The organism is Enterobacter cloacae complex sp. ECNIH7, from assembly GCF_002208095.1.
GTDB lineage: Bacteria > Pseudomonadota > Gammaproteobacteria > Enterobacterales > Enterobacteriaceae > Enterobacter > Enterobacter cloacae_M.
Genome location: NZ_CP017990.1, coordinates 4519473 through 4535163 on the forward strand (window position 1 = coordinate 4519473; position 15691 = coordinate 4535163).

At 57.4% G+C, this 15691-nt stretch carries 14 protein-coding genes; 11 read left to right on the forward strand and 3 right to left on the reverse strand.

What is annotated here, in order from left to right; genetic code table 11:
* The first annotated feature begins 70 nt into the window (after positions 1-70).
* On the forward strand, positions 71-2092 hold the full coding sequence (locus WM95_RS22515) for an NADPH-dependent 2,4-dienoyl-CoA reductase (RefSeq protein ID WP_088544982.1): 2022 nt from the start codon (positions 71-73) through the stop codon (positions 2090-2092).
* 119 nt (positions 2093-2211) lie between these two features.
* Here WM95_RS22515 and rlmG read toward each other — a convergent pair whose 3' ends face one another.
* The gene (rlmG, locus tag WM95_RS22520) at positions 2212-3348 is read right to left on the reverse strand and encodes a 23S rRNA (guanine(1835)-N(2))-methyltransferase RlmG (protein ID WP_063409581.1); all 1137 of its coding nucleotides are present in this window, start codon (positions 3346-3348) and stop codon (positions 2212-2214) included.
* Positions 3349-3431: 83 nt separating this feature from the next.
* Between rlmG and WM95_RS22525 the strand changes: the two genes are divergently transcribed.
* The 4 genes from WM95_RS22525 (at position 3432) to sstT (ending at position 7727) form a co-directional block, all read left to right on the forward strand.
* Positions 3432-3935 (forward strand): YgjP-like metallopeptidase domain-containing protein, encoded by a 504-nt coding sequence (locus tag WM95_RS22525; protein ID WP_023309281.1) that lies wholly within the window; start codon positions 3432-3434, stop codon positions 3933-3935.
* 70 nt (positions 3936-4005) lie between these two features.
* Positions 4006-5004 carry a Gfo/Idh/MocA family protein gene (locus WM95_RS22530; RefSeq protein ID WP_045354014.1) on the forward strand — a complete coding sequence of 333 codons (999 nt, stop codon included), beginning with the start codon at positions 4006-4008 and terminating at the stop codon, positions 5002-5004.
* A 250-nt stretch (positions 5005-5254) separates the two neighbouring features.
* A complete protein-coding gene (locus WM95_RS22535; protein ID WP_023309283.1) occupies positions 5255-6223 on the forward strand; it encodes a TerC family protein in 969 nt (322 codons plus the stop codon).
* Positions 6224-6485: 262 nt separating this feature from the next.
* On the forward strand, positions 6486-7727 hold the full coding sequence (gene sstT / locus WM95_RS22540) for a serine/threonine transporter SstT (RefSeq protein ID WP_029739668.1): 1242 nt from the start codon (positions 6486-6488) through the stop codon (positions 7725-7727).
* A 138-nt stretch (positions 7728-7865) separates the two neighbouring features.
* On the opposite strand, the gene WM95_RS22545 is transcribed toward sstT, so the two are convergent.
* On the reverse strand, positions 7866-9353 hold the full coding sequence (locus WM95_RS22545; protein ID WP_063409580.1) for a UxaA family hydrolase: 1488 nt from the start codon (positions 9351-9353) through the stop codon (positions 7866-7868).
* A gap of 17 nt (positions 9354-9370) precedes the next feature.
* Entirely contained in the window at positions 9371-10783 is a 1413-nt protein-coding gene (gene uxaC / locus WM95_RS22550) for a glucuronate isomerase (RefSeq protein ID WP_029739666.1), read from the reverse strand.
* 475 nt (positions 10784-11258) lie between these two features.
* On the opposite strand from uxaC, the gene WM95_RS22555 reads away from it, so the two are divergent.
* The 6 genes from WM95_RS22555 (at position 11259) to WM95_RS22580 (ending at position 15690) form a co-directional block, all read left to right on the forward strand.
* A complete protein-coding gene (locus WM95_RS22555) occupies positions 11259-12557 on the forward strand; it encodes an MFS transporter (RefSeq protein ID WP_029739665.1) in 1299 nt (432 codons plus the stop codon).
* A 115-nt stretch (positions 12558-12672) separates the two neighbouring features.
* The gene (gene exuR, locus WM95_RS22560; RefSeq protein ID WP_023309288.1) at positions 12673-13449 is read left to right on the forward strand and encodes a transcriptional regulator ExuR; all 777 of its coding nucleotides are present in this window, start codon (positions 12673-12675) and stop codon (positions 13447-13449) included.
* Between the two features lie 344 nt (positions 13450-13793).
* Positions 13794-14456 carry a DedA family general envelope maintenance protein YqjA gene (yqjA, locus tag WM95_RS22565; RefSeq protein ID WP_023309289.1) on the forward strand — a complete coding sequence of 221 codons (663 nt, stop codon included), beginning with the start codon at positions 13794-13796 and terminating at the stop codon, positions 14454-14456.
* 2 nt (positions 14457-14458) lie between these two features.
* Positions 14459-14842 carry an EnvZ/OmpR regulon moderator MzrA gene (gene mzrA, locus WM95_RS22570; RefSeq protein ID WP_023309290.1) on the forward strand — a complete coding sequence of 128 codons (384 nt, stop codon included), beginning with the start codon at positions 14459-14461 and terminating at the stop codon, positions 14840-14842.
* 142 nt (positions 14843-14984) lie between these two features.
* Positions 14985-15353 (forward strand): DUF1090 domain-containing protein, encoded by a 369-nt coding sequence (locus tag WM95_RS22575; RefSeq protein ID WP_023309291.1) that lies wholly within the window; start codon positions 14985-14987, stop codon positions 15351-15353.
* 31 nt (positions 15354-15384) lie between these two features.
* The gene (locus WM95_RS22580; RefSeq protein WP_008503141.1) at positions 15385-15690 is read left to right on the forward strand and encodes a DUF883 family protein; all 306 of its coding nucleotides are present in this window, start codon (positions 15385-15387) and stop codon (positions 15688-15690) included.
* Position 15691: the final 1 nt, after the last annotated feature.

Here is a 15691-nt window from a genome sequence, read left to right on the forward strand (position 1 = left end):
TTTTACTCCCCGCTGGCTAAATTAGTAACTCATCCGACCACATAACAATAATTTTACACTGGAAGAGACTATGAGCCGCTACCCGTCGTTATTCGCCCCTCTCGATCTGGGGTTCACCACACTCAAAAACCGCGTGTTGATGGGCTCGATGCACACCGGGCTGGAGGAGCATCCGGACGGGGCCGAGCGTCTGGCAGCCTTCTATGCCGAGCGCGCCCGCCACGGTGTGGCGCTGATAGTCACCGGCGGCGTGGCCCCTGCCCCTTCCGGCGTGGGCATGGAGGGCGGCGCGGTCCTGAACGATGCGTCACAGCTGCCGCACCACCGCATTGTGACCGACGCGGTACACCGCGAGGGCGGTAAAATCGCCCTGCAAATCCTGCACACCGGACGCTACAGCTATCAGCCGAACCTGGTCGCGCCGTCGGCTATTCAGGCGCCAATCAACCGCTTTAAACCTCACGCCCTCAGCCACGATGAGATCCTGGCGCTGATCGACGACTTTGCCCGCTGCGCGGCGCTGGCCCGCGAGGCGGGCTACGACGGCGTTGAGGTGATGGGCTCAGAAGGCTACCTGATTAACGAGTTCCTCGCGGCCCGCACCAACCAGCGCGACGACGAATGGGGCGGCGACTATGCCCGCCGGATGCGCTTTGCCGTGGAGGTGGTGCGCGCGGTGCGCGAACGTGCGGGCGCAGACTTTATTATCGTCTTCCGCCTGTCGATGCTCGACCTGGTGGAAGGCGGCGGCACGTTCGACGAAACCGTGCAGCTGGCGCAGGCGATTGAAGCCGCAGGTGCCACGATTATCAACACCGGCATCGGCTGGCACGAGGCGCGCATCCCGACTATCGCCACGCCGGTGCCGCGCGCGGCGTTCAGCTGGGTAACACGGAAACTGAAAGGCAAAGTCTCTGTTCCGCTGGTCACCACCAACCGCATTAACGATCCGCAGGTGGCGGACGATGTGATTTCGCGAGGCGACGCCGATATGGTGTCGATGGCGCGCCCGTTCCTGGCGGATGCCGAACTGCTCTCCAAAGCGCAAAGCGGCCGTGCGGATGAGATCAACACCTGCATCGGCTGTAACCAGGCCTGTCTGGATCAGATCTTCGTCGGCAAGGTCACCTCTTGCCTGGTTAACCCGCGCGCCTGCCATGAAACCAAAATGCCGATCGTTGCGGCGGTCAGTAAAAAACGCCTGGCCGTGGTGGGCGCAGGCCCGGCGGGGCTGGCGTTTGCGGTGAATGCCGCCTCGCGCGGGCACAGCGTGACGCTGTTTGATGCGCTGGCGGAGATTGGCGGGCAGTTTAATATCGCCAAACAGATCCCCGGCAAAGAGGAGTTCTATGAAACGCTGCGCTACTACCGCCGGATGATCGAGCTGACGGGCGTCGATCTGCGGCTTAACCAGTTTGTCAGCGCCGCGGATCTGATCGGTTTCGACGAGGTGATCCTGGCGAGCGGGATCGTGCCGCGCACGCCGGCGATCGAGGGTATCGATCATCCGAAGGTGTTGAGCTATCTGGATGTATTGCGTGACAAAACGCCGGTCGGCGAGAAGGTGGCGATTATCGGCTGCGGCGGGATCGGCTTTGATACCGCCATGTACTTAAGCCAGCCGGGCGAGGCTACCAGCCAGAACATTGCCGAGTTTTGCGTGGAATGGGGCATCGACACCAGCCTGAACCAGTCCGGCGGGCTGCGCCCGGAAGGGCCGCAGCTGCCGAAAAGCCCGCGCCAGATCGTGATGCTGCAGCGCAAGGCCAGCAAACCGGGCGAAGGGCTGGGCAAAACCACGGGATGGATCCACCGCGCCACCCTGCTCTCTCGCGGGGTGAAGATGATCCCGGCGGTAAGCTATCAGAAGATCGACGACGAGGGTCTGCACGTCACGATCGGCGGCGAGCCGCAGTTGTTACGTGTGGATCATGTGATTTTATGCGCCGGGCAGGAGCCGAAGCGCGATCTGGCCGATCCGCTGCGCGAAGCCGGTAAAACGGTGCATTTGATTGGCGGGTGCGACGTGGCGATGGAGCTGGACGCGCGGCGGGCGATTGCGCAGGGGACGAAGTTGGCTCTGGCGATCTAGGGCATTGCCGGGCGGCCAGGTTAAAAACAAAACGGCAACCCAGTTGCCGTTTTTAGCGTTTGCGCCCTCTGCCTGTGGCAGAGGGTTGGAGTGAGGGCATCAGGCCGCACATAACAATCTTACCGACGACGTCCCAGCTTCACCGCCTTCAGCACCACGAACTTGTTGTTCGTCGCAATGGTGACGCAGTTACCGAAAATCTTCTTCAGCTTGTGGAAGTAGTCGAGGTGGCGGTTCGCAACGATGTACAGCTCGCCGTTGATTTTCAGGCAGCGGCGCGCGTGGTGGAACATCTCCCACGCGACGTTATCCGTCAGGGCGTGCTTCTGGTGGAACGGCGGGTTGCAGAACACGGCGTTGAAGCGGAACGGCTCTACGCCGGACAGCGCGTTGTTGATCATAAACTCGCAGCGGTCCAGCGCTTCCGGCATGTTGGTTTCCACGTTCAGACGGCTGGAGGCCACCGCCATCGGCGATTCGTCGCTGAACACCAAGCTGGCGTCCGGGTTCTTCGCCAACAGCGTCAGCCCAATCACGCCGTTACCGCAGCCCAGATCGACAATCTCACCTTCCAGATTTTCCGGCAGATGTTCCATAAAGAAACGCGCGCCGATATCCAGCCCGGTGCGGGAGAAGACGTTCGCGTGGTTGTGGATGGTCCAGTCGGTCCCTTCCAGCTTCCAGCTCAGGGTCTCCGGCGCGTCGGCCAGCTCCGGTGCGCTGAAGGTACAGTTGATCAGGCGCGCTTTTTTCCAGGCCAGCGTGGTGGTGGTCGGGCCGAGGACCTTCTCGAACAGCTCGAGCGTCGAAGTGTGAATATCGCGCGCTTTGGCTCCCGCGATAATGCGCGTTTCCGGCGTCACGACCTTACGCAGCGCGCGCAGCTGTTGCTCCAGCAGCGCCATGGTTTTTGGCACTTTGATCAGCACCACGCCCGGCGCCTGCGGGTAGTCCGCGGTGCTGTCGAGGAACTTCACGCTGGATTCTTCGATGTCGTTATGGCGCAGGTTTTCACGCGTCGCCAGCTCGCTCAGGTAGGAATCGCCGATGCTGTAAGGCGTGTGCTCCGCCAGGGCGCAGCCCAGCGCGCCAAAGGCGTCATTCAGGATCAAAACCGGGCCGCGGATTTCAGTCTCATCCAACTGCTGCAGCAGATATTCATCCGCCGCTTCCCACGCCTGAAGCGGGTTAACGTCATCCGTTTCCGGGAAACGTTTAAGGTTGAGTGAACGGAAACCGTTGTCTAAGTGGCTCATCGGCCCTCCTGAATGGTAAAATTTGGCGTATCCCTGAAAAGGGTGCGTGAGTATACCCGTTTTATTGTCGATTTGGGGCGTTGATGAACCAACTTACTTATCTCCAGGGCTATCCGGAGCATTTACTGACTCAGGTTCGCAGCCTGATTGCCGAGCAGAAGCTCGGCGCGGTGCTGGAAAAACGCTATCCCGGCACCCACGATTTCGCGACCGATAAGGCCCTCTGGCAGTATACGCAGGATCTGAAAAGCAGGTATCTGAAGAGCGCGCCGCCGATCAACAAGGTGATGTATGACAACAAGATCCACGTGCTGAAAAACGCGCTCGGCCTGCACACCGCCGTCTCCCGCGTGCAGGGCGGCAAGCTGAAGGCGAAGGCCGAAATCCGCGTCGCGACGGTTTTCCGTAACGCGCCGGAAGCCTTTCTGCGGATGATCGTCGTCCACGAGCTGGCGCACCTGAAGGAGAAAGAGCACGACAAAGCCTTCTATTCCCTGTGCTGCCACATGGAGCCGCAGTACCACCAGCTGGAGTTTGATACCCGACTATGGCTTACGCATTTATCGTTAAATGGTAATGCGGAATAGCGCACGCGAATTGTCATGATGACGTGCTACAGTGGCTAAAGGTTCCCCGCTACGGAGTACGTAAACGTTTATGATACGTTTCGCAGTCATTGGTACGAACTGGATCACGCGCCAGTTCGTCGACGCCGCCCACGAAACCGGCAAACTTAAACTTACCGCAGTCTATTCCCGCAGCCTTGAGCAGGCGCAGAGTTTTGCCAACGATTACCTCGTTGAACATCTCTTCACCTCGCTTGATGACATGGCGCAAAGCGACGCCATTGACGCGGTGTATATCGCCAGCCCGAACTCCCTGCACTTCCCGCAAACGAAGCTGTTCCTCAGCCATAAAAAGCATGTGATTTGCGAGAAGCCGCTGGCGTCAAATATCCAGGAAGTGGAAGCGGCCATTGCGCTTGCCCGCGAAAACCAGGTGGTGCTGTTCGAAGCCTTCAAAACCGCCAGCCTGCCGAATTTCCTGCTGCTGCAGCAGTCCCTGCCGAAAATTGGCAAGGTGCGTAAAGCCTTTATCAACTACTGCCAGTACTCGTCGCGCTACCAGCGCTATCTCGACGGCGAGAACCCGAACACCTTTAATCCGGCCTTCTCTAACGGCTCGATTATGGACATAGGTTTCTACTGCCTGGCCTCTGCCGTGGCCCTGTGGGGCGAGCCGCATGGCGTGACGGCCACCGCCAGCCTGCTGGAGAGCGGCGTGGATGCGCACGGTGTAGCGGTGCTGGATTACGGTGATTTCAGCGTCACGCTGCAGCACTCCAAGGTGAGCGATTCCGCGCTGCCGAGCGAAATTCAGGGCGAAGCGGGCTCGCTGGTTATCGAGAAGATCTCCGAGTGCCAGAAGGTGAGTTTTGTGCCGCGCGGCGGCAAAGCGCAGGAGCTGACGCAGCCTCAGCATATTAACACTATGCTCTATGAGGCAGAGGTCTTCGCCCGTCTGGTGGAAGACAACGAAGTGAATCACCCAGGCCTTGCGGTGAGCCGCACCACGGCGAAGCTGCAAACGGAGATCCGCCGTCAGACAGGCGTGGTGTTCCCGGCTGACGGCGTGAGCGCGGAAGCTATCGCGTAAAGCTGTGTAATGAAACGGCGCAGACCATTGACGAAACCAATGGTCTGACATATTTTGTTACCTGCAAAGGGGAGTAACTTCTTCGTCGGTGGATCGTCATTACGATGCGTTAAACACGCATCCGGTCGCCGGGCAACCTTCGTGGTTGTAAGTGAGACCTTGCCGGAAGGCGAGGTCTATGCATAAAAAGCTAACGGCTATCGTCTTCTGACCATGGCCGTTTTTGTTTTTTATGTGTAAGGAAAATAGTATGCATTCTGTCGGCACTCCAATGTTGTGGGGCGGATTCGCGGTTGTCGTGCTCATCATGCTGGCGATCGACCTCTTTTTGCAGGGGCGTCGCGGCGCGCACGGCATGACCATGAAACAGGCTGCGGCCTGGTCGCTGGTGTGGGTCACCCTCTCCCTGCTTTTCTGCGCTGCCTTCTGGTGGTATCTGGCCTCGACCGAAGGCCGCGCGGTGGCCGATCCTCAGGCACTCGCCTTCCTCACCGGCTATCTGATTGAAAAAGCACTGGCGGTCGATAACGTCTTCGTCTGGCTGATGCTGTTCAGCTACTTTGCCGTACCTGCGGCCCTGCAGCGCCGCGTGCTGGTATACGGCGTGCTGGGGGCGATCATTCTGCGTACCATCATGATCTTCGCCGGCAGCTGGCTGATTACCCAGTTCGAATGGCTGCTGTACGTCTTCGGCGCGTTTCTGCTGTTCACCGGGGTCAAAATGGCGTTGGCGAAAGAGGACGGCTCCGCGATTGGCGATCGCCCGCTGGTGAAGTGGATCCGCGGTCATCTGCGCATGACCGACAAGATCGAGAGCGAGCACTTCTTCGTGCGCAAGAACGGCCTGCTGTTTGCCACCCCGCTGCTGCTGGTGCTGATTCTGGTTGAGCTGAGCGACGTGATTTTCGCGGTGGACAGCATTCCGGCGATCTTCGCGGTGACCACCGACCCGTTCATCGTCCTGACGTCTAACCTCTTCGCCATTCTCGGCCTGCGTGCGATGTACTTCCTGCTGGCGGGCGCGGCGGAGCGCTTCTCAATGCTGAAGTACGGTCTGTCGGTGATCCTGGTGTTTATCGGTATCAAGATGCTGATCGTCGATTTCTACCATATCCCGATCGCCATTTCGCTCGGCGTGGTGTTTGGCATTCTGATCGTGACGCTGATTATCAATACCTGGGTTAACCGCCAGCACGATAAGAAGCAGCAGGTGGAATAAAAGGGCTGATGCCCCCACCCCGACCCCTCTCCCACTGGGAGAGGGGGAAATGCAATGTAGGCCGGGTAAGCGTAGCGCCACCCGGCACTTTCGTTAATCAATAGTTAAAAAACATGACGCAACACGTAAAATCCAGCATTTTACGCTTCCTTCCTTTCGCGCATTCCCTATACTCGACCAGGCAAACATTTACTTACATCCGGACATAAATGTGACTAAGAGCACATCCGGGATGGAACGCAATTTCACTCAGGAAATACGTATGAGCACACAATCAAGCGGACTGTTCGCGCGCCTGGCGCAGGGCAGCCTCGTTAAACAAATTCTGGTCGGGCTGGTGCTGGGTATTCTGCTGGCGATGGTGTCAAAACCTGCGGCGGAGGCCACGGGGCTGCTCGGGACCCTTTTCGTTGGCGCGCTGAAGGCCGTAGCACCGGTACTGGTTCTGATGCTGGTCATGGCGTCGATTGCCAACCACCAGCACGGACAAAAAACCAACATTCGCCCTATTTTGTTCCTGTATCTGCTGGGAACCTTCTCGGCGGCCTTAACGGCCGTGGTGTTCAGCTTCCTGTTCCCGTCCACGCTGCACCTGACCAGCGCGGCCGGTGACATCACTCCGCCATCCGGCATTGTCGAAGTGCTGCGCGGACTGCTGATGAGCATGGTTTCTAACCCCATCACCGCGCTGATGAGCGGAAACTACATTGGCATCCTGGTCTGGGCGATTGGTCTGGGCTTCGCGCTGCGTCATGGTAACGACACCACGAAAAACCTGGTCAACGATCTGTCCAACGCCGTGACCTTTATGGTGAAGCTGGTGATTCGCTTTGCGCCAATCGGTATTTTCGGGCTGGTCTCCTCTACGCTTGCAACCACCGGTTTCGACGCGCTGTGGGGCTACGCGCAGCTGCTGGTTGTGCTGGTCGGCTGTATGCTGCTGGTGGCGCTGGTGATCAACCCGCTGCTGGTGTTCTGGCAGATCCGCCGCAACCCGTATCCGCTGGTGCTGACCTGCCTGCGCGAGAGCGGCGTGTATGCCTTCTTCACCCGCAGCTCTGCGGCGAACATTCCGGTTAACATGGCGCTGGCGGAGAAGCTGAACCTGGACCGCGATACCTACTCCGTGTCGATCCCGCTGGGCGCAACCGTGAACATGGCGGGCGCGGCAATCACCATTACCGTGCTGACCCTGGCGGCGGTGCATACGCTGGGCATTCCGGTGGATCTGCCAACCGCGCTGCTGCTGAGCGTGGTGGCGTCGCTGTGTGCCTGTGGCGCATCCGGCGTGGCGGGCGGTTCGCTGCTGCTGATCCCGCTGGCGTGTAATATGTTCGGCATCCCGAACGAGATTGCGATGCAGGTTGTGGCCGTCGGCTTTATCATCGGCGTGCTGCAGGACTCCTGCGAAACCGCGCTGAACTCCTCTACCGACGTGCTGTTTACCGCAGCGGCCTGTCAGGCGGAAGACGCGCGTTTAGCGAAGAATGCCCTGCGCAGTTAAAAACAAAAGCCCGGTGGCGGCTACGCCTTACCGGGCCTACAGGGTAAATGCAAAACGGCAACCAACGGTTGCCGTTTTTAGTGTTTGTACCCTCTCCCCGTGGGAGAGGGTCAGGGTGAGGGCATCAGGCCGCACCGATTACAGCGTCACACCACTCTTGAAGATCGCCAGCTCGCGGAAGTCGTTCTTCTCGTTACAGGTCTGCTTGCCGTTAGCAAATTCCACGATAGTATCCACGAACTCCGTCAGCAGCTGCGGCATGGCTTTGCCGTGAATCAGCTGGCCCGCATCAAAGTCGATCCAGTGCTTTTTCTTTGCCGCCAGCTCGCTGTTGGTGGCGATTTTCACCGTTGGCACAAAACCGCCGTACGGCGTGCCGCGACCGGTACTGAACAGCACCATATGGCAGCCGGCACCCGCCAGCGCGCTGGTGGCGACCGCATCGTTGCCCGGTGCGCTCAGCAGATTCAGACCGTGGGTTTTCAGGCGCTCGCCGTAGCGCAGCACGTCAACCACCTGGCTCGCGCCCGCTTTCTGGGTGCAGCCGAGGGATTTCTCTTCCAGCGTGGTGATCCCACCCGCTTTGTTGCCCGGCGACGGATTCTCGTAAATCGGCTGATTGTGGGCGATGAAATACTGTTTGAAGTCGTTCACCATGGTGACGGTCTTCTCAAAGGTCTCTTCGTCGCGGCAGTGGCTCATCAGAATACGCTCCGCGCCGAACATTTCCGGCACTTCGGTCAACACCGTCGTGCCGCCGTTGGCAATCACGTAATCCGAGAAGCGGCCCAGCATAGGGTTAGCGGTGATCCCGGACAGGCCATCTGACCCGCCGCACTCCAGCCCAAACTTCAGCTCGCTCAGCTTGCCCGGCTCGCGCCTGTCGTGGCGCATCACCTCATAAAGCAGGTGAAGCTGTTCCACGCCCGCTTCCACTTCGTCGTCCTGATGCTGGCACACCATAAAATGCACGCGCTCAGGATCGAACTCGCCCAGCGTGTCGCGGAAGGCGTCCACCTGGTTGTTCTCGCAGCCGAGGCCAATCACCAGCACCGCGCCCGCATTCGGGTGGCGCACCATGTTTTGCAGCATGGTGCGGGTATTGATGTGGTCGTCGCCGAGCTGCGAGCAGCCGTAAGTGTGGCTGAACAGATGCACACCGTCAGTGCCTTCGGCATCGTTGGTCTCTTTCAGAAAACGTGTCTGGATCTGACGCGCAATTCCGTTGACGCAGCCGACGGTCGGGAGGATCCACAGCTCGTTGCGGATCCCCACGTCGCCGCTGGCGCGACGGTAGATCTGCACCTCACGATCCGCCGCCTGACGTTCTTCTGCGGGTAAATCAGGTTGATAGCTGTACTCGTCCAGATCGCTCAGATTGGTGCGGGTATTGTGGGAGTGAATGTATTCACCCGGCGCAATATCCGCCAGCGCATGGCCGATGGGCAAACCGTACTTCACCACGTTCTCCCCTTTCGCAATGGGGATCAGGGCAAACTTATGTCCACGAACGATCGCCTGACGCAGGGTGACGCTCTGGTTATCAACGGTCACCACGTCGCCTTCAGCGAGATCCGTCAGCGCGACGGCCACGTTATCCAGCGAATGGATTTTGATGTATTGCATATCAACCTCAAACGGCCTTAGTTCAGTTCAATGGCGAAGTAGTCACGCGCATTGTTAAAGCAGATGTTTCTCACCATTTCGCCCAGCAGCTGGATATCCGCTGGCGCTTCGCCCGCGTGTACCCAGCGGCCAATCATCTGGCACAGAATGCGGCGGAAGTATTCATGACGGGTATAGGACAGGAAGCTGCGGCTGTCGGTCAGCATGCCGACAAAACGGCTCAGCAGGCCCAGCTGCGCGAGCTGCGTCATCTGACGTTCCATGCCGTCTTTCTGATCGTTGAACCACCAGCCGGAACCGAACTGCATCTTGCCCGGCATCCCTTCGCCCTGGAAGTTGCCGACCATGGTACCCAGCACTTCGTTATCGCGCGGGTTCAGGCAGTACAGGATGGTTTTTGGCAGCAGGTTTTGTTCGTTCTGTTTGCTCAGCAGTTTTGACAGCTCTTCCGCCAGCGGACGATCGTTGATGGAGTCGAAGCCCACGTCAGCGCCGATCAGTTTGAACTGGCGCTGGTTGTTATTGCGCAGCGCGCCGATGTGGTACTGCTGTACCCAGCCGCGACGCGCGTATTCCGCACCGAGGAATACCAGCACCGCCGTTTTAAACTGCGCCACTTCGTGCTCGCTTAAGCCTTCGCCGGAGAGACGACGCGCCAGAATGCTGTCCAGCTCGGCTTCGTTTGATTCCGCAAACAGCACCACGTCCAGCGCGTGGTCAGACACTTTGCAGCCGTGCGCGGCGAAGTGATCCAGACGTTTGGTCAGCGCGGTTTGCAGGTCAGCGAAACGACGGATGTCGGTATCCGACACTTCCGCCAGCTTCGCCATGTAGTCGGTGAAGGTGGCCTGCTCAATGTTGAAGGCTTTGTCCGGGCGCCAGCTTGGCAGCACTTTGATATCGAAAGAGGTGTCTTTGGCGACAACGGCATGATGCTCCAGAGAGTCGATCGGATCGTCGGTAGTGCCCACCATCTTCACGTTCATCTGCTTCATGATGCCGCGCGCGGAGAAGTTATCCTGCGCCAGCAGCGCGTTGCAGCGATCCCAAATTTCATCCGCGGTCGTTGGGGAAAGCAACTTGCCGGTGATGCCAAACGGACGGCGGAGCTCAAGATGGGTCCAGTGGTAAAGCGGGTTGCCGATGGTGTGCGGAACGGTTGCCGCCCAGGCGTCAAACTTCTCGCGGTCGGTCGCATCGCCGGTACACAGGCGCTCAGCCACGCCGTTGGTGCGCATGGCACGCCATTTGTAGTGGTCACCCTTCAGCCAGATGTCATACAGGTTTTTGAAGCGATAATTTTCGGCAACCTGCTGCGGCGGTAAATGGCAGTGGTAGTCGAAAATCGGCTGGTCTTTTGCGTAGTCGTGGTACAGGCGGCGGGCAAATTCGGTATCTAACAGAAAGTCTTCGGTCATAAACGGCGTCATTATCGTCTTCCTCATTACGGGAGCGCAGAAAGCGTATGTTCATATGCTGCAAAGTTATCACACCAATTTCCACCAACCGAAGCTTTTTTCGTGAGTGAGATCAATAAACGCCAACAAATAAATTACCCTCAATGAAGTAAACCCTTCTGCAACCCCCGCCATTACTGGCTTTGCGCGCGACGATTAATGTCCCCACAAAGAATCATACATTTGTGATGTCACTCACCTTTTAAAGCTGTATGACAAGTTATCTTTTCGCCGTCGCAAACTATAAGCCGACGGAATGCATTACCGGTGTGAGAGACATCGGGTTTAACGGTACGGATACCGACTTATGCACGCTTACTTATGGCAAGGTTCGGGCCGTTCCGGGACATGCTCCTGGTTACGCCCCTCCCGTTACACAACTGCTCCCGGAAACGGTTGAGAGGTTGCCGTGCTCTGGCGCGGAAATAACATAACGATGAGGTTTTAGATGCGTAAAATTAAAGGGTTACGTTGGTATATGATCGCACTGGTGACGTTAGGCACCGTGCTGGGCTACCTGACGCGTAACACGGTGGCAGCAGCAGCGCCAACGTTGATGGAAGAGCTGCATATCTCCACGCAGCAATACTCCTACATCATTGCTGCCTATTCCGCGGCTTATACCATCATGCAGCCTGTTGCGGGCTATGTGCTGGACATTCTCGGTACCAAAATCGGTTATGCCTTCTTCGCCATCGCCTGGGCGGTGTTCTGCGGCGCAACCGCGCTGGCAGGCAGCTGGGGTGGACTGGCGCTGGCGCGCGGTGCGGTCGGTGCGGCGGAAGCCGCGATGATCCCGGCGGGTCTGAAGGCCAGCTCCGAGTGGTTCCCGGCGAAAGAGCGTTCCATTGCCGTCGGCTACTTCAACGTGGGCTCGTCCATCGGGGCGATGATAGCGCCGCCGCTGGTGGTGTGGGCGATCGTGATGCACAGCTGGCAGATGGCGTTCATTATCTCTGGCGTGCTGAGCTTTGCCTGGGCGATGGCGTGGTTGGTTTTCTATAAACACCCGCGCGATCAGAAAAAACTGTCTGAAGAAGAACGTGAATACATCATTGGCGGTCAGGAAGCGCAGCATCAGACCAACAACGGTAAAAAAATGACCGTCTGGCAGATCCTGGGCACCCGTCAGTTCTGGGGTATCGCCCTGCCGCGCTTCCTGGCTGAACCGGCCTGGGGTACCTTTAACGCGTGGATCCCCCTGTTCATGTTTAAAGTCTACGGCTTTAACCTGAAAGAGATCGCGATGTTCGCCTGGATGCCAATGCTGTTCGCTGACCTGGGCTGTATCGTGGGCGGCTACCTGCCACCGCTGTTCCAGCGCTGGTTTGGCGTGAACCTGATCGTTTCCCGTAAGATGGTGGTGACCATGGGCGCGCTGCTGATGATCGGCCCGGGGATGATCGGCCTGTTCACCAGCCCGTACGTCGCCATTGCCCTGCTGTGCATCGGTGGCTTTGCTCACCAGTCCCTGTCCGGCGCGCTGATTACGCTCTCGTCTGACGTCTTTGGTCGTAACGAAGTGGCAACCGCCAACGGCCTGACCGGGATGGCCGCCTGGACCGCGAGCACCATGTTTGCACTGGTGGTCGGCGCGCTGGCGGATACCATCGGCTTCAGCCCGCTGTTCGCGGTGCTGGCGATCTTTGACCTGATGGGTGCAGTGGTTATCTGGACGGTCCTGAAAAGCAAATCGGCAGAGGAGCTGGCGAAAGAGTCCATTGGCAAACCGGCTACGCAGAGTTAGTGAAAATACGTTTCAACTAAGCCGCCTCCGGGCGGCTTTTTTAATGGCAAAATCTGGAGAGTGGCACGCAAAAGTGGTATAACAAATCATCTGCCGTACCCTGCCTGGAGCGCATATGGAAATCACCGAACCACGTCGTTTATATCAACAACTTGCTGCGGAGCTGAAAGATCGCATCGAGCAAGGGGTCTATCTTGTCGGTGATAAACTTCCCGCCGAGCGCTTCATCGCGGATGAAAAAAGCGTCAGCCGCACCGTGGTGCGTGAAGCAATTATCATGCTGGAAGTGGAAGGCTACGTTGAGGTACGCAAAGGTTCCGGCATTCACGTGATTTCTAATCTGCCGAAACACTCTCCCGTCGCGGACGAAAGTCTGGAATTCGCCAGCTATGGCCCCTTCGAGCTGCTCCAGGCTCGCCAGCTGATCGAAAGCAATATTGCTGAGTTTGCGGCGACGCAGGTGACCAAGCAGGACATCATGAAGCTGATGGAGATCCAGGAGAATGCCCGTAAGGAAAAATGTTTCCGCGATTCAGAGTGGGATCTGCAGTTCCACGTTCAGGTCGCCCTGGCAACCCAAAATACGGCGCTGGCAGCTATCGTAGAAAAAATGTGGACTCAGCGCGTTCACAACCCGTACTGGAAAAAACTGCACGACCATATCGATTCCCGTACCGTTGACAACTGGTGCGACGATCACGACCAAATCCTTAAGGCCCTGATTCGTAAAGATCCGCATGCCGCTAAGCTGGCGATGTGGCAGCACCTGGAAAACACCAAGCAGATGCTGTTCAACGAAACCAGCGATGACTTCGAATTTAACGCTGACCGCTATCTTTTTGCCGATAATCCGGTTGTTCATCTCGATACGGCTTCCAGTGCCGCAAAATAGATGACCTTTCTGCTGGCAGGCGCTACGTTGCGCCTTCCGGCTTACAGGAGTAAGCAAAACATATATAGTGTCAGCCTTTGTAAATCCCCTCGCTCACTTCCTGGGCTTACGCCAAAATCAACTCAACCCTGCAAATTCTGTGACGCAGAACGTTGGGCTTTGTTACAATTGGATTCAATTCCTTATTTTGTAAGTTAGTGCTTGCTAACCAGCCAATTAACAGGGAACAGTGTTGGCCACACCGCAATGTGTCCGCGAGCGACCATAATGAAATCACAACAACGTCGCCGTGCTGTTTGTCCCGGATAACAGGCGTGACGTTAACCGATTTCCAGGAACACTGAATGGAACTTTTGACCCAACTGCTGCATGCCCTCTGGGCGCAGGATTTTGAAACGCTGGCCAACCCTTCCATGATTGGCATGCTCTATTTCGTCTTGTTTATGATCCTGTTCCTTGAGAACGGTTTGCTGCCTGCTGCCTTCCTGCCCGGTGACAGTTTGCTGGTGCTTGTCGGCGTGCTGTGTGCCAAAGGGGCGATGGCGTTTCCACACACCATTTTATTACTGACCGTCGCGGCCAGTCTCGGCTGCTGGGTGAGCTATATCCAGGGAAGATGGCTGGGCAATACCCGGATCGTCCAGAACTGGCTCTCTCATCTGCCTGCTCATTATCACCAGCGGGCGCACCACCTGTTCCACAAGCACGGGCTTTCCGCGCTGCTGATTGGCCGCTTTATCGCCTTTGTTCGCACCCTGCTGCCGACCATTGCCGGTCTGTCGGGGTTGAGCAGCGCGCGCTTCCAGTTCTTTAACTGGATGAGCGGCCTGCTATGGGTGCTTATTCTGACGACGCTGGGCTATGCGCTGGGTAAAACGCCGGTCTTTATGAAATATGAAGACCAGCTGATGTCCTGCCTGATGCTGCTTCCTGTGGTTCTGCTGGTCTTCGGCCTGATTGGCTCACTGGTTGTCCTGTGGAAGAAGAAATACGGAGCCAGAGGCTAACGATGGTTATCTCACCGCTCGCCCTGCGCCGTTTTGCCGTTGCCGTGATTACGCTGATCGTCCTCAGCGCCATGCTGCTGGCATGGAGCGCGCTTTCGCATCAGGAATCGACGCTGGCCATCCGCCCGGTAAACCAGGGCGCCAGCGTGCCTGACGGTTTTTCTGTCTGGCATCATCTGGACGCGAACGGGATCCGCTTTAAGAGCATTACCCCGCAGGACGACGTTTTACTGATCAAGTTTGATTCCCGTGCGCAAAGTGCCGCCGCGAAAGTGGTTCTCGATCGTACGCTGCCGCACGGGTATATCATTGCCCAGCAGGAAGATGACAGCCAACCTGCAGCCTGGCTGTCATTGATTCGCGATACGTCGCATCGGTTTGGATAACTTCCAGGATTCCGAATCTTTTCACTCACTTTGGTGAATCCCCCGTTTACTTACTATGCTTAAGTACGCGGAGCACCCCTCAATGTACTCCGCATAACTTTGGATAGCGGCAAACGCCGCAACACAATGGAAGGTTTCGATAATGAAATTCCGCATGACTCTGGCTCTGGCCCTTTTTTCTTTAAGCACAGCATCCTTCGCAAACTCTCTCTGTCAGGAGAAAGAACAGGATATTCAGCGTGAGATCGGTTATGCCGAAAAGCATAACAATCAGCACCGTGTTGATGGTCTTAAAAAAGCGCTGAGCGAAGTGAAAGCGAACTGTTCAGACAGCAAGCTTCGTGCCGACCACAAGAAGAAAATCGCTGAACAGAAGGACGAGATAGCCGAGCGCCGTCGCGACCTGCAGGAAGCGAAAGAGAAAGGAGATGCGGAAAAAATTGCCAAGCGCGAGAAGAAGTTGAAAGAAGCGCAGGATGACCTGAAAGCGCTGGAAGCTCGCGATTATTGAGTTAACGGAAATCTCAACAGGAGAGAGAATCATGTCAAAAGATACGACGTCTGAACATCTGCGCGCTGAACTGAAATCCCTGGCCGATACCCTTGAAGAGGTGCTGAATTCCTCTGCTGACAAGTCAAAAGAAGAGGTCAGCAAGCTGCGCAGCAAGGCGGAGCAGGCGCTGAAAGAGAGCCGCTATCGCCTGGGTGAAACCGGTGATGCGCTGGCGAAACAGACCCGCGAAGCGGCTGCCCGCGCGGACGAATATGTGCGTGATAATCCATGGACGGGTGTAGGGATTGGTGCCGCAGTGGGTGTGGTACTGGGTGTCCTTCTGACGCGTCGTTGAT

Excerpts from the sequence above, each read along its gene's own strand:
- sstT (WP_029739668.1), top strand. The coding sequence starts at position 6,486 with ATGAGCACACAATCAAGCGGACTGTTCGCGCGCCTGGCGCAGGGCAGC.
- WM95_RS22545 (WP_063409580.1), bottom strand. The coding sequence starts at position 9,353 with ATGCAATACATCAAAATCCATTCGCTGGATAACGTGGCCGTCGCGCTG.
- WM95_RS22535 (WP_023309283.1), top strand. The coding sequence starts at position 5,255 with ATGCATTCTGTCGGCACTCCAATGTTGTGGGGCGGATTCGCGGTTGTC.
- mzrA (WP_023309290.1), top strand. The coding sequence starts at position 14,459 with ATGGTTATCTCACCGCTCGCCCTGCGCCGTTTTGCCGTTGCCGTGATT.
- WM95_RS22575 (WP_023309291.1), top strand. The coding sequence starts at position 14,985 with ATGAAATTCCGCATGACTCTGGCTCTGGCCCTTTTTTCTTTAAGCACA.
- exuR (WP_023309288.1), top strand. The coding sequence starts at position 12,673 with ATGGAAATCACCGAACCACGTCGTTTATATCAACAACTTGCTGCGGAG.
- WM95_RS22525 (WP_023309281.1), top strand. The coding sequence starts at position 3,432 with ATGAACCAACTTACTTATCTCCAGGGCTATCCGGAGCATTTACTGACT.
- uxaC (WP_029739666.1), bottom strand. The coding sequence starts at position 10,783 with ATGACGCCGTTTATGACCGAAGACTTTCTGTTAGATACCGAATTTGCC.
- WM95_RS22530 (WP_045354014.1), top strand. The coding sequence starts at position 4,006 with ATGATACGTTTCGCAGTCATTGGTACGAACTGGATCACGCGCCAGTTC.
- rlmG (WP_063409581.1), bottom strand. The coding sequence starts at position 3,348 with ATGAGCCACTTAGACAACGGTTTCCGTTCACTCAACCTTAAACGTTTC.
- WM95_RS22555 (WP_029739665.1), top strand. The coding sequence starts at position 11,259 with ATGCGTAAAATTAAAGGGTTACGTTGGTATATGATCGCACTGGTGACG.
- WM95_RS22515 (WP_088544982.1), top strand. The coding sequence starts at position 71 with ATGAGCCGCTACCCGTCGTTATTCGCCCCTCTCGATCTGGGGTTCACC.
- yqjA (WP_023309289.1), top strand. The coding sequence starts at position 13,794 with ATGGAACTTTTGACCCAACTGCTGCATGCCCTCTGGGCGCAGGATTTT.
- WM95_RS22580 (WP_008503141.1), top strand. The coding sequence starts at position 15,385 with ATGTCAAAAGATACGACGTCTGAACATCTGCGCGCTGAACTGAAATCC.